The organism is Brevundimonas vesicularis (assembly GCF_900445985.1).
Classification (GTDB): domain Bacteria; phylum Pseudomonadota; class Alphaproteobacteria; order Caulobacterales; family Caulobacteraceae; genus Brevundimonas; species Brevundimonas vesicularis_D.
Map to the genome: position 1 here is coordinate 455,156 of NZ_UAQP01000014.1, position 13,375 is coordinate 468,530.

Here is a 13,375-nt window from a genome sequence, read left to right on the forward strand (position 1 = left end):
GCGCTCAAGCCCTCTCCCATCGGGAGAGGGTTTTTGGTTAGCCCACCCGCGGCGACTTCAGCCGGCGCTTGTTGGAGTGGGTCGCCGGCGCCGTGCCCAGATCTTCCGGCACCTCGCCCTTGAAATAGTAGCGCTGCCAAGCCTCCTTGGCCGCATCCGGATCGCCGCCGGCCAGACGCTGGTTGAAGTCGGTGCGGGCGCGGTTCCAGGCCTCGAACTGACCCTTCATCACCGGGTTGGATTCCAGCGTGCGGATGATCGGCTGGAACTGTTCGACCTTCTTGTGCTCGATCAGATTGATGAAGCAGAAGGGTTCGCCCTTCTCAAACGTGATCCGTCCCGGCCGGGTGAAGATCCAGTTCATCGTGAAGGGGAAGGGCAGCCAGTCCGTCTCGATCAATCCGACCAGCGGCTGAATGCCGTCCTTCACATGGTTGGGCGACCCCGAACACATCATCCCCCAGCCGGGCGGCGTGCGAAACAGATATTGCGGATGCATGGTCAGCACCCCGCGCGAGAAGTGCGAGGTGACGAAATGGGCCAGATCGTGCTGGGGCCGATCCGGCCTGATGACGATGTCTTCCTGGCGCGGACCGCCGTTCCACTCGGCCGAGAAGCCGAACGGGCACAGGATTTCCCACCCCGTCGTGTTGGCCATGTTCAGCGGCAGGCAGCGATAGGGGTGGCGGCTGATGAAGGCGTCCATCCAGTTGCGCGACTGGCGGCCGGGCACCAGGTCCGGCGGCCGGGCCGTCATCGGATAGCATTCCAGTTCCAGCGGGCGCGTGTTGACGGTATCGACCATGACCATTTCCTAACGCCCGAAACCCGACGGCTCAACCATGACTGACGCACCCGCTTTCGACCGCGAGACCCTGACCGTCTGGCTGAAGGCGAACGGCGTGGATCACCTCACCCACGACCACCCGGCCGTCTTTCGGGTCGAGGAAGGGCTGGACCTCAAGGCCGACCTGCCCGGCGCCCACACCAAGAACCTGTTCCTCAAGGATCACAAAGGCCGGCTGTGGCTGATCTCGGCGCGTCAGGACACGGTGATCGACCTGAAACGCGCCGCCGCCGTCATGGGCTCAGGCCGGCTGTCGTTCGGCAATGAGACCCTGATGTGGGAAACGCTGGGCGTCCGCCCCGGCTCGGTCACGGCGCTGGGCCTGATCAACGACACAGACCGCCGCGTCACCTTCGTCCTGGACCAGCGCCTGTGGGACGCCGACATCGTCAACTTCCACCCCCTGACCAATACGGCGACCACCGCCCTGGATCAATCGGCCTTCCGGCGAGTGCTGGCGCTGCTGGGCAGGGAGCCGGTGGTGGTGGATTTTGAGGCGATGGGCTGATCGAAAGCGCCATTGGCGTCACCGCAACCCCACTTTCGATAAACGCCGCCGGTCGCTAACGTAATCCATATGTTCGGTCTGATCTTATCTCATTCTTGCGTAGCGGCGACAGCTCTCATGTTCGCTGGAGTAGCTGTTGGGCAAGACATCAAGGACTCGACGATCACCGCTTCCAACGGCGTTTTGGTCAGCGTCAAAACCATAGCACGTGCCGAACGCCGGGAATTTTACTCTCCAGTGGTGGAGGGTGACAGCTCCGATATCTACGCAGGGCGTATCGACATCAGCGGGGCTTCAGGTGCTCTGTTTCTCCAAGGCTCCGCCTATTATCGGGGACGAGCTCACCTGTACGACAGAGCCGCGTTTTTGAACGGGGAGTTGGCGGCGTTCAAGCGCGGACCAGTCATGGTTCGGGAATGCACTTCCAGGCCTGACGCCCCCCAATCCGAGTGTTTGTGGAGCGAGGATTTCACGGTGACGGTTACACGAGATGAGGTCATCAATCATTCAAATGGCGGAATGCTCAAGGTCGAACTCTCGGGTGGCCCCACTCTGGAAAAAACCAGGCTCTCGATACCGGTCGATCATATTTACGCAGTCGCTGAAATCGCTGACGCGCACTAATCGCCTGCTCCGCTGCCCATCCTCGGCATTAGCGCTTCGCGTCATCTTGACGATCCACGTCGTCGCCCCATCTCGCAAACCATGGATCGAGCGCGCGGCGACGAGAGGCGATTTTAAGACGAATTAGACGAATTAGACGGTGTTTTTCACGACTGCCGTCTGAAATCTCGGCGCGACCTTTTCCCGGCTTGATGCCGACGCATCCCGACGCCATCTGAACCGTTGACACTGACCGATCTCTGCGCGGACTTCGCCCATGACCCTGCTCGACCCGACCCTGACCCCCGACGCCGCCGGCGACCTGATCAAGGAAGGCACGGACGCCTCCTTCATGACCGACGTGATCGAAGCGTCCAAGCATCAGCCGGTCATCGTCGACTTCTGGGCCACCTGGTGCGGGCCGTGCCGGACCCTGGGTCCGGCGCTGGAGAAGGCCGTGCGCGCCGCCAAGGGAGCGGTGAAGATGGTCAAGATCGATGTGGACGCCAACCCGGCCTATGCGGGACAGCTGCGGGTGCAGTCGATCCCGACCGTCTACGCCTTCGTCAACGGCCAGCCGGTCGACGGCTTTCAGGGCGCCATTCCCGACAGTCAGATCAAGGCCTTCATCGACAAGCTGACCGGCGGTCAGGGCGGCTCGACCGAGACGGCGCAGCTGCTGGAGCTGGGCGAGGAATCGCTGGGCCTGAACGACTTCGGCGGCGCGGCCCAGGCCTTCGCCCACGTCCTGTCGATCGAGCCCGAAAACGAAAAGGCCATCGCCGGCATGGCGCGGGTCTATCTGGCGGGCGGCGACCCCGAACAGGCGGCCCAGACCATCGCCATGGCGCCGCAGGGCTCCAAGGAGCCGACGGTCCAGAGCGTGCGCGCCCAGCTGGCGCTGGCGTCGAAAGCCCCCACTGGCGATTTGGCCGGCGCCTCGGCCGAACTTGAGGCCAAGGTCGCCGCCGATCCGAACGATCATCAGGCGCGTTTCGACCTGGCCGAAGCCCAGAGCGCGGCCGGCGACTTCAAGGGCGCGGTCGACAATCTGCTGCATATCATCCAGGCCGACCGGGAGTGGAATGATCAGGCGGCCCGCAAACAGCTGCTGGTCATCTTCGAGGCGGCGGGGCTGACCTCGGACGTGTCCAAGGACGGTCGTCGCCGCCTGTCGTCCATTCTGTTTTCGTGATCCAGAACAAGCGGGCCTCAAGCAGCGCGAAGCGCGGTAGGCCCCAGGAGAAGTGATGCCCCAGGGTTACGTTCGCGCCCTCGACCTGCCCCAGGTGATCCCGGTGTTCCCGCTGGGCGGGACCATCCTGCTGCCGCGCGGACAGCTGCCGCTGAACATCTTCGAGCCGCGCTATCTGAACATGGTGGACGACGCCATGGCCGGCGACCGGATCATCGGCCTGGTCCAGCCCAAGGGCGGCACGCCGGCCCTGCCCGGCCTGTCGCCGGTCGGCTGCGCGGGTCGGATCACCAGTTTCGCCGAGACTTCCGACGGGCGCTATCTGATCACCCTGACCGGCGTGTCGCGTTTCCGCATCGCCGCCGAAATGCCGTCCAAGACCCCCTACCGCCAGGTTCGCGCGGCCTTCGAGGCCTATGAGGACGATCTGGTCTCCCCGCCTGAGGAGCCGGACTTCGACAGGGACGCCTTCCTCGACGCCCTGCGCGCCTATATGGCCCACCGGCTCCTGGACATCGATTGGGAGACGGCCGAGACCGCCCCGATGGAGGCCCTGGTCAACAGCCTGTCGATGGCCCTGCCGTTCGAACCCGCCGAAAAGCAGGCTCTGCTGGAGGCCATGGGCCTGATGCCCCGCGCCGAGGCCCTGACCGCCCTGATGCGCATCGACGCCGCCGACGGCGGTGACGACGCCGCGCCGTCCATGCAATGACGGGCTCAAGTAGCGCAAAGCGCGGTAGCCCCCTAAAGAGCTCTCAACTAGCGCCAGCGCGATAGGCCAAGAAAAATGAGTGACGCCTTCAATACGCCCGTGTCCGTCGATCCCCGCCTGCTGGAGGTGCTGGTCTGCCCCGTCACGCGCGGCAAGCTGACCTACGACCGCGACGCCAACGAGTTGATCTCGGCGGGCGCCAAACTGGCCTATCCGATCCGCGAGGGCGTGCCGATCATGCTGGCCGAGGAAGCGCGTCAGCTCGACTGAGCGCCGCACCGACACCGAACATTCACTGGCCCGGAGCGCGGCGCGCCCAACGGGCCTCAAGTAGCGCGACGCGCGATAGGCCCAAGAACAATGACCCTCAGAGTCGCCATCCAGATGGACCCGATCGAGGCCGTCGACATCGCCGGGGACACCACCTTCCTGATGGCCGAGACGGCTCAGGCGCGCGGTCACAAACAGTGGGTCTATGACTTCCGCACCCTGGCGCTGGAAGAGGGCCGCCTCTACTGCCGCGCCCGCCCGATCACCGTGCGGCGCGAGGTCGGCAACCACGTCGACTTCGGCGACTGGGAAAAGCTGGATCTGGCCGAGGACGTGGACGTGATCCTGATGCGCCAGGATCCGCCCTTCGACATGGCCTATGTCACCGCCACCTATCTGCTGGAGACGGTGCATCCACGGACCCTGGTGGTCAACGACCCGGCCCAGGTGCGTTCGGCCCCCGAAAAGCTGATGGTCACCGCCTTCCCCGGCCTGCAACCGCCGACCCTGATCTCGGCCGACCCCGTCGCCCTGGACGCCTTCCACAAAAAGCATGGCGAGGTGGTCCTGAAGCCCCTGCATGGCAATGGCGGCTCGGGCGTGATCAAGCTGCGCGCCGACGATCCCAACCTGGACGCCCTGATCGAAATCCATGCCGCGGGCAGCCGCGATCCGCTGGTGATCCAGAAGTTCATTCCCGCCGTGTCCAAGGGCGACAAGCGTATCCTGTTGATCGACGGCGAGCCCGTCGGCGCCATCAACCGCGTCCCGGCGGCGGGGGCGGTGCGCTCGAACCTGCATGTCGGCGGCACGGCCATGCCGGTCGAGCTGACGCCGCGCGACCTGGAAATCTGCGCCGCCATCGGCCCGACGCTGAGGGAACGCGGCCTGATCTTTGTCGGCATCGACGTGATCGGCGACTATCTGACCGAGATCAACGTCACCTCCCCCACCGGCGCCCAGCAGTTGAAGGCCTTCACCGGCATCGACGCCACGGCCCTGATGTGGGACGCCATCGAAGCCAAACGCACCGCACAGGTTGCGTGATCGCCACTTGAATTAGATTTCAGTTCATGGTTCGTTCTCTTGCTAAGGTGGGAGAACGACATGGTCGCGCGGGTTGTCACGGTCGCCTTTGACGGGGTGGAAGCCCGGCGCGTGGACGTCGAGGTCCAGTTGATCGGCAATGACGGGCCGACCATTTTCAACATCGTGGGCCTGCCGGACAAGGCTGTGGCCGAAAGCAAGGAGCGGGTGCGCGGGGCCTTCGCAGGCATCGGTCTGGCCCTGCCCGCCAAGCGGATCATCGCCAACCTCGCGCCGGCCGACCTGCCCAAGGAGGGCAGCCATTTCGACCTGCCCATCGCCCTGGCCCTGATGGCGGCCATGGGGGTTATCGCGCCCGATGCGCTTGACGGCTGGGCCGCGATCGGCGAGCTGGGGCTGGACGGCCAGATCGCGCGGGTCGGCGGCGCCCTGCCCGCCGCCGTCGCCGCAGACGCCATGGGCCTGGGTCTGATCTGCCCCGAGGCGACGGGCCCGGAGGCGGCCTGGGCCGGCGGCGCCCGCATCCTCGCGCCGCGCTCGCTGATCAGCCTGGTCAACCATTTCAAGGGAACCCAGGTTCTGCGCGCGCCCGAGCCCGGACCGCTGGCGGACGGCAAGGCCGTGCCCGACCTGCGCGAAGTCAAGGGTCAGGAAAGCGCCAAGCGCGCGCTGGAGATCGCGGCGGCCGGCGGCCACAACCTGCTGTTCATCGGCCCGCCGGGGTCGGGCAAGTCGATGATGGCGCAGCGCCTGCCGGGCCTCTTGCCGCCCCTGACCTCGCAGGAGTTGCTGGAGACCTCGATGGTCTGGTCGGTCGCCGGCCTGATCGAACGCGGCGCCCTGACCCGCGATCGCCCGTTCCGCAGCCCGCACCATTCCGCCTCGATGGCGGCCCTGACCGGCGGCGGCGTGCGCGCCAAGCCCGGCGAGGCGTCGCTGGCGCACAATGGCGTTCTGTTCCTGGACGAACTGCCGGAATACTCGGCCCAGGCCCTGGACTCGCTGCGGGCGCCGTTGGAGACGGGCGAGATCGTCGTCGCCCGCGCCAACGCCCACATCCGCTATCCCGCGCGGTTCCAGCTCGTTGCGGCGATGAACCCGTGCCGCTGCGGCATGGGCGGGGCCGGACGCGGGGCGTGCGGCAAGGCTCCGCGTTGCCAGCGCGACTATCAGAACCGCGTCTCGGGTCCGATGTTCGACCGCATCGACCTGACGGTCGAGACGCCGCCCGTCACCGCCGCCGACATGGCCCTGCCCCCGCCCGCCGAAGGCACGGCCGAGGCGCGGGCGCGCGTTGCGACCGCCCGCGCCATGCAGGAGGACCGGGTGCGCGAGGCCGGGCTGGACGCTGCACAAGGTCTGAACGCCCGCGCTTCCGGCGGCACGCTGGATCGGTTCGCCACGCCGGACGAGGCGGGCCGGATGCTGCTGATGCGGGCAGGCGAGGCCGGCGGACTGACCGCGCGCGGCTGGACACGCACCCTGCGTCTGGCGCGCACCATCGCCGACCTGGACGGCAGCACCGGCGTTCTGCGCCGCCACATCGCCGAGGCCCTGATCTACCGCCGCACCACCATCGGCGCCGAAGCCGACTTCGACCGCCGCGTGGCGCAACGCCATGAAGGGTTCGGTCTACGCGAGGGCGATGACAAGCAGACGCCCTTCCTGCACGCGTGAAACGGCCATCGTTACATGGTGGAGACATCCTTAACCGTCGACCTTTAGGCTCTGTCCTGTTTGGGAGACGGCCATGACGCGACGGACGGCGACGAAGCGGATCGAGGAGCAGACGAGCGCACCTGTCGACCCCGCCCAGCAGTTCCTGCGGCTCATGAGCCACGAGATGCGCACGCCGCTGAACGGCGTCATCGGCATGATCAATCTGTTGCAGCGGACCCGGCTGGACGGCGCCCAGCGCGCCTATGCCGAGAACGCGCGTCAGTCGGCCGAACATCTGCTGGGTCTGGTCAACGACCTGCTGGACTATGCGCGGCTGGAGGCCGGGGCGCTGGAGTTCGACCTGGCGCCCGTTGATCTGGAAGGTCTGGTCCGCGGCGTCGCCGAGTTGCTGAGCCCGCGCGCCCACGACAAGGGGTTGGAGATCGTCTGGTCGGTCGCCGCCGACGCGCCCGACGTGCTGGCGGACGAAGGCCGGCTGCGTCAAGTGCTTTTCAACCTGGCGGGCAACGCCGTGAAGTTCACCGACACCGGCGGCGTGCGCATTTCGGTCGAGCGCGTCGGCGGCAGCGCGGCGCGCCCGCGTCTGGCCTTTCTGGTCGACGACACCGGCCCCGGCGTCGCGCCCGAGGCGCGCACACGGATCTTCGAAGAATTCGGCCACGCCGACAGTTCCGACGCGGTCCGCCAGGACGGCGCGGGCTTGGGTCTGGCGGTCGTGCGCAAACTGGCCGTCGCCATGGACGGCTCGGTGAAGGTCGAAAGCCGGCCCGACGGCGCCGCAACCGGCGGGGGCGCCCGCTTCCGCTTCGAGGCCGCCTTCGCCGCCGTCGCGGTGGCGCGCGACAAGCCGTTGCGCGACCAAACGGTCGCGGTGCGCGCCGTCGATCCGTTTGTCCTGTCGGCGGCTCGCGCGCAGATCGAGGCCTCGGGCGGCGTCGTGGCGAATGATGCCCCGGTGACCCTCGTCGATCACGCAGACGCTCCGGCGGGCGCGCTGGCGGCCCTGCCTTCAAGCGGTCGCGGCATCGTCCTGCTGAAACCGGCCGAGCGCGATCTGATCGCCCGCTATCGCGCCGTCGGCTTCCACGGCTATCTGATCAAACCGTTGCGTCGCGCGTCCCTGGCCGAGCGCGTCCTAGCCGCTATCGGCGCCGAGGCGCCGGACAAGGCCAGCGCCCACTGCGCCGCCCCGGTCGAAGACGACCGCGTCGCCCCCGTGCAGTTCGCAGGCATCCGCGTCCTGCTGGCCGAGGACAATCCCGTCGGCGCGCTTCTGGCCCGCACCCTGTTGCGCCGCGAGGGCTGCACCGTCGAGACGGCCGCCACCGGCGATGAAGCCGTCGCCGCGTTGAAACGCGCGCGCTATGACGTGGTCTTCATGGACATGCGGATGCCCGGCATGGACGGCCCCGCCGCCGCCCGCGCAATCCGCGCGGCGGGCGACACGACGCCGATCCTGGCCCTGACCGCCAACGCCTTCGCCGAGGACCGCCGCGCCTGTCTGGAGGCCGGCATGGACGACCATATCGTCAAGCCGCTGGACGCCGAGGCCCTGCGCGCCGCCCTCGCCCGCTGGACGAAGCGCGACATCCGCGCCAAGGTCGGCTGAGTTACAGGCGCCCGCGTTTCCGGCCGCCGCGCCGGAGCCGTGCATGACCGACCAAGCCCATCTCCCCGCCAACGGCAAGCCCGCCGGCCGGCTCGGCGGCCTCGCCGTCTATGGCGAGCGGCGCGTCTTCATCATGCTGTTGCTGGGCTTTTCGGCAGGCCTGCCGAACCTGCTGATCTTCGATACGCTGACCACCTGGTTGCGAGAGAGCGGACTGACGCTCGAAGTGATCGGCTTCTTCGCCTTGGCCACGCTCAGCTACTCGTTGAAATTCGTCTGGGCGCCGCTGATCGACCGAACCGCCGTGCCGCTCCTGACGCCTCTCCTTGGTCATCGGCGCGCCTGGATGCTGGTCACGCAGGGCGTGATCATCTTCGGTCTGTGGTCGATCTCGACCCTGAACCCCTCCAACGCTCTGATCGCCGTGGCCGGATTCGCCGCCCTCGTCGGCTTCTTCGGCGCCACCCAAGATATCGTCATCGACGCCTGGCGGATCGAGGCGGCCGACGACAGTCGCCATGGCGCGATGGCCGCCGCCTATCAGCTAGGCTACCGCGTCGCCATGATCGTGGCCGGGGCCGTGCCTCTGGTGCTAGCCGATCTCTACAACTGGAACCTTTCTTACGCGGTGATGGCCGCACTCATGGGTATCGGTATCGCCGGCGTACTGTTCGCGCCGCGAGAGAAGGCGCACTCGATCCGCGCCATCCCGGTTGGAGACGTGCCCTCGCGACCAAGGCTGGAAATCTTCGAGTGGATTGCGCGCCTTGCGGTCATCGGCGTCGCCGCCATGTTCCTCGGCTCGGGCCTGACGGGACAGTCGGCGCCCTTGAACGCCCTTTTCAGTCTCTTCGGCCTCGGCCCGGACGGCAAGGCGGCGGTCGCAGCAGCGCTGGCGGCGAAGCCGCAGGGCGTCTATCTGCAGTTCGCTCTGGTGCTCATGGGCCTGGCCGTCATGGTCATGGCTTGTTGGCCTCTGCCGGGCACGAAGACGCGGCCCGGCGCCTATCTCGCCGGCTCGTTCGGCCAGCCCCTCGCCGACTTCTACAGGCGCTTCTCGGGTGTGGCGACGCTGATCCTGGCGCTGATCTGCGTCTATCGCCTGGCGGATTTCGTGCTGAACATCATGCCGCCCTTCTACATCGACCTCGGCTTTTCCAAGACGGAACTGGCCGAAGTGCGCAAGGTGTTCGGCGTCGTCATGACCAGTCTGGGCGTGATCATCGGCGGCTGGTCGGTCGCCAAGCTCGGCCTGATCCGCACCATGGTCATCGGTGCCTTCATGAGCCCTGTGTCCAACCTGATCTTCGCCTGGCTGGCGACCCAAGGACATAGCCTGTCGGCCCTGACCGTCGCCATCGGCGTAGACAACGTCTCCAGCGGATACGCCGGGACCGCCCTGATCGCCTACATGTCCAGCCTGACGTCGATCGGCTTTACCGCGACCCAGTACGCCCTGTTCACCTCGCTGTACGCCCTGCCCGGAAAGCTGATCGCGACCCAATCGGGACGGATCGTCGAGGCTTCGGCGCGCGCCGCTGAGGGGACCGGGCCTTTCGCTGGCCTGCGGGCGCTGTTCGCCAATCTGCAACCCGGCGTGTTGACCACCGGAGCGGCGACAAGTGGCGTGACCCCAGCGGCGCTGGGCGCGGGCTACGTCGCCTTCTTCCTGTATTCCGCGATCATCGGTGTGTTCGGAATCGTCCTGGCCTTCATCGTGGCCAGCAAACAGACCGCGCTGCAGGCGCGCCAGAAGGCCGCGTTGGAAGAAGAGGCTGCGATCGCGGCGACCGAAGGTCAGCCGTCCTGAGGCGTCAGCGCTTCAGAAAACCGCCGATCATGTCGCCCAGGCCACCCGGCAGTTTGCCAAGCAGGTCGTCGGCGCCGTCGATCTGACCGCCGGGGGTCAGGCGGTCGATGGCTTCGGGCAGAAGACCGGCCAGGGTCTCGCCGGCCTGTTCGGGGGTCACGCCCATCTTGGCGGCGATGTCGGCGATGGGGCCGTGGCCGAGGACGGCCGTGATATGCTCAGGCGAGATGTTGGCGTTCGGCCCCGTGCCGACCCAGGAGCCGATGACATCACCCAGGCCCGCCTGACCGAACTTTTCCGCCAGGCCGCCGACGCCGCCCTGACCCTTGAGCAGATCGCTCAGACCGCCTGCGGCGTCGTCGCCGAGACCCTTCACCACATTGTCCAGAAAACCCATCGCCGTCTCCCGAATGATGTCGCACCGTAACACCGTCATGCGACGGATACGAGAAAGGCCCGCCGAGATTCGGCGGGCCTTTCCAACATCGGCTTTCGAAAAGCCTTAGTTCTTGGCTTCGTTCGCGCCTTGCGTGACGGCCGAACCGGCGGCCGAAACGTCGCGGCCGGCGCCGGCGATGGTGTTGCAGGCCGAAACGGCCAGAGCGGCGGCGACGATGGACAGGGTGATGATCTTGCGCATGGTTTGAACCCTTGTTGGTATGGTCAAGTTTCGTCGAAACGCCGACCCTGAACTTGGGTTGCATCAAGCGACGCCGTGTCGAAGATTTTGCTGTCGGCGTGTCTGATCGCCGCAACGGCGGGGCATTGATCGCTTGCGCCGCGCGCACGCGACCCCGAAGGTGCGCGCCTGTTTTGCGAGGGGTTGTTCATGCGTCGTCTTCTGATCTCGTCCGCCGCCATGATGGCGGTGCTGTCCGCCGCGCCCGCGCTGGCGCAAACCTCCACCCCCGCACAGACAGCCGCGGCCGAAAGCGAGGACGCGCGGCTGAACGCCTTCTTCGAACAGGCCTTCCAGGCGCGGATCGCGCTGAGCCCGCAGCAGATGACGTCGCTGGGCATCAAGACCGACTACGACAAGCTGGACGATGTGTCGGACGCCGCCGCCGACCGAGCCCTGGCGCTTCAGGAGGCGCAGCTGGCGCAGATGAAGGCCCAGTTCGATCCGCAGCTGCTGGGGCCGCAGGCAGCGCTGTCGTGGCGGATGTTCGAATATGGCGTCCAGCAGGCGCGACTGTCGAACCAGTGGCGCGACTGGGGCTTTCAGTTCGCCGCCAACGGCAATCCGACCACCAGCCTGCCGGTCTTTCTGATCAACAATCACCGGGTCACAAGCGTGGCCGACGCCGAGGCCTATGTCGCGCGGATCAAGGCCGCCGAGACGCAGATGGATCAGGTGGCCGAGGAACTGCGTCAGCGCGCGGCGGCGGGCGTCGTCTCGCCCCGCTTCGTCTTCGCCCCGTCCATCGCCAACACCCGCAACGTCATAACCGGCGCGCCGTTCGACGATGGGGCGGACAATCCGGTATGGGCCGATTTCAACAAGAAGGTCGCGGCGCTGGAGACTGATCAAGCGACGAAGGATCGGCTGCTGTCGGAAGCCCGCGCCGCCCTGACCGGCCCCTACAAGGCCGGGTTCGAGACCGTGTTGACGGCGCTGGCCGAGGTGCAGCCCAAGGCTGACAGCGGTGCGGGCGTGTGGCGCCTGCCGCAGGGCGAGGCCTATTACAACGCCCGGCTCCAGCTCTCGACCACCACCGACCTGACCGCCGACCAGATCCATCAGATCGGTCTGGCCGAGGTCGCCCGAATCCAGGCCGAGATGGAGACCATCAAGACCCAGGTCGGCTTCACCGGCTCGCTGCAGGCGTTCTTCACCTTCCTGAAGACCGATCCACGGTTCCAGTATCCGAATACGTCCGAGGGCAAGGAGCAGTATCTGTCCGACGCACGCGGCTTCATCGCCCAGGTGATGGCGGCGGCGCCGCAGTGGTTCTCGACCCTGCCCAAGGCGGCGCTGGAGGTGCGGGCGGTGGAGCCGTTCCGCGAGGCGACGGCCTCGATCGCCTTCTACAACTCGCCCGCGCCGGACGGCTCGCGGCCGGGCATCTACTACGTCAATCTGTCGGACATGACCCAGGTGCTGAAGCCCCAGATCGAGGGCATCAGCTATCACGAGGGCGCGCCGGGCCACCATTTCCAGATCGCCTATGCGCAGGAGATCGAGGGCCTGCCGCGCTTCCGCCGCTTCGGCGGCTACGGCGCCTATGCGGAAGGATGGGGACTGTACGCCGAACAGTTGGGCAAGGAGATGGGCTTCTATCAGGACCCCTATTCCGATTTCGGTCGGCTCTCGACCGAGCTGTGGCGCGCGGTGCGTCTGGTGACCGACACCGGCCTGCACGCCAAGCGCTGGAGCCGCGAACAGGCGATGGACTATTTCCGCCAGAACTCCCTGCTGTCAGAGCGCGACATCGAAAAGGAAGTCGAGCGCTACATCACCAACCCCGGCCAGGCGACCAGCTACAAGATCGGCGAGCTGAAGATCGAGGAACTGCGCGACCGGGCCAGGACGGCGTTGGGCGACCGGTTCGACATCAAGGACTTCCACGCCGTGGTCCTGGGTTCCGGCTCCGTGCCGCTGGACGTGCTGGAGGACCAGGTGGACAGCTGGATCGCGGCGGGCGGCGGGGCGCCGAACGCATGATCGCCGGCTATGAGTTGACGGCCGAAACGCCTTCGGTCGCCGATTATCTCCGCCTCCGGATCAACGCCGGCCTGAGCCCGAAAGCTGAGGCGAACGCCATCGCCGGCCTGCCGCACACCTGGTTCGCCGTTGTTGTACGCCGGGATGATCGGGTGGTCGGCATGGGTCGGATCATTGGCGACGGCGGTCTGTTCTTCCAGATCGTCGATATGGCCATCGAGCCTGCACATCAGGGGCGCGGCCTGGGAAAGGCGATCATGACGGCCTTGATGGAACGGCTGCGCAGTCACGCGCAGGGCGCCTACGTCAGCCTGATCGCGGACGGAGAGGCGAACCGGCTGTATGCGCAGTACGGCTTCGAGCCGACCACGCCGAAATCCATCGGCATGGCCCAGGTGATCCGCTGACGCGCATTTCCTGCGCGTTTGG

At 66.8% G+C, this 13,375-nt stretch carries 14 protein-coding genes; 11 read left to right on the top strand and 3 right to left on the bottom strand.

What is annotated here, in order from left to right:
* Positions 1 to 37 precede the first annotated feature (37 nt).
* Positions 38 to 805, bottom strand: coding sequence for a DUF6065 family protein (locus DT343_RS11290; protein WP_258522565.1), 768 nt, complete (start codon positions 803 to 805; stop codon positions 38 to 40).
* A gap of 37 nt (positions 806 to 842) precedes the next feature.
* Here DT343_RS11290 and DT343_RS11295 point away from each other — a divergent pair, with 37 nt between their 5' ends.
* From DT343_RS11295 to DT343_RS11335, 9 genes are all read left to right on the top strand, one after another.
* The gene (locus tag DT343_RS11295) at positions 843 to 1,355 is read left to right on the top strand and encodes a prolyl-tRNA synthetase associated domain-containing protein (RefSeq protein WP_112862975.1); all 513 of its coding nucleotides are present in this window, start codon (positions 843 to 845) and stop codon (positions 1,353 to 1,355) included.
* 69 nt (positions 1,356 to 1,424) lie between these two features.
* Positions 1,425 to 1,979, top strand: coding sequence for a hypothetical protein (locus tag DT343_RS11300; RefSeq protein ID WP_146756742.1), 555 nt, complete (start codon positions 1,425 to 1,427; stop codon positions 1,977 to 1,979).
* A 256-nt stretch (positions 1,980 to 2,235) separates the two neighbouring features.
* Positions 2,236 to 3,153: a thioredoxin gene (gene trxA, locus DT343_RS11305; RefSeq protein ID WP_112862977.1), complete on the top strand. Its 918-nt coding sequence runs from the start codon at positions 2,236 to 2,238 to the stop codon at positions 3,151 to 3,153.
* A gap of 55 nt (positions 3,154 to 3,208) precedes the next feature.
* The gene (locus DT343_RS11310; protein WP_026108391.1) at positions 3,209 to 3,865 is read left to right on the top strand and encodes an LON peptidase substrate-binding domain-containing protein; all 657 of its coding nucleotides are present in this window, start codon (positions 3,209 to 3,211) and stop codon (positions 3,863 to 3,865) included.
* A gap of 75 nt (positions 3,866 to 3,940) precedes the next feature.
* Positions 3,941 to 4,135: a Trm112 family protein gene (locus DT343_RS11315; protein WP_055754657.1), complete on the top strand. Its 195-nt coding sequence runs from the start codon at positions 3,941 to 3,943 to the stop codon at positions 4,133 to 4,135.
* A gap of 90 nt (positions 4,136 to 4,225) precedes the next feature.
* Positions 4,226 to 5,182, top strand: coding sequence for a glutathione synthase (gshB, locus tag DT343_RS11320; RefSeq protein WP_112862978.1), 957 nt, complete (start codon positions 4,226 to 4,228; stop codon positions 5,180 to 5,182).
* Positions 5,183 to 5,242: 60 nt separating this feature from the next.
* Positions 5,243 to 6,859 (top strand): YifB family Mg chelatase-like AAA ATPase, encoded by a 1,617-nt coding sequence (locus DT343_RS11325; RefSeq protein WP_112862979.1) that lies wholly within the window; start codon positions 5,243 to 5,245, stop codon positions 6,857 to 6,859.
* A gap of 73 nt (positions 6,860 to 6,932) precedes the next feature.
* Positions 6,933 to 8,471 (top strand): response regulator, encoded by a 1,539-nt coding sequence (locus DT343_RS11330; RefSeq protein ID WP_112862980.1) that lies wholly within the window; start codon positions 6,933 to 6,935, stop codon positions 8,469 to 8,471.
* Between the two features lie 43 nt (positions 8,472 to 8,514).
* On the top strand, positions 8,515 to 10,281 hold the full coding sequence (locus DT343_RS11335; protein WP_112862981.1) for an AmpG family muropeptide MFS transporter: 1,767 nt from the start codon (positions 8,515 to 8,517) through the stop codon (positions 10,279 to 10,281).
* Between the two features lie 4 nt (positions 10,282 to 10,285).
* On the opposite strand, the gene DT343_RS11340 is transcribed toward DT343_RS11335, so the two are convergent.
* A complete protein-coding gene (locus DT343_RS11340) occupies positions 10,286 to 10,678 on the bottom strand; it encodes a YidB family protein (RefSeq protein ID WP_112862982.1) in 393 nt (130 codons plus the stop codon).
* 105 nt (positions 10,679 to 10,783) lie between these two features.
* Entirely contained in the window at positions 10,784 to 10,921 is a 138-nt protein-coding gene (locus DT343_RS11345; protein ID WP_017505021.1) for an entericidin A/B family lipoprotein, read from the bottom strand.
* A 189-nt stretch (positions 10,922 to 11,110) separates the two neighbouring features.
* Here DT343_RS11345 and DT343_RS11350 point away from each other — a divergent pair, with 189 nt between their 5' ends.
* Positions 11,111 to 12,946 (top strand): DUF885 domain-containing protein, encoded by a 1,836-nt coding sequence (locus DT343_RS11350; RefSeq protein ID WP_112862983.1) that lies wholly within the window; start codon positions 11,111 to 11,113, stop codon positions 12,944 to 12,946.
* Complete coding sequence (locus tag DT343_RS11355) at positions 12,943 to 13,353, top strand: GNAT family N-acetyltransferase (RefSeq protein WP_112862984.1); 411 nt, start codon at positions 12,943 to 12,945, stop codon at positions 13,351 to 13,353. Before DT343_RS11350 ends, DT343_RS11355 begins: the two co-directional genes overlap by 4 nt.
* Positions 13,354 to 13,375 lie beyond the last annotated feature (22 nt).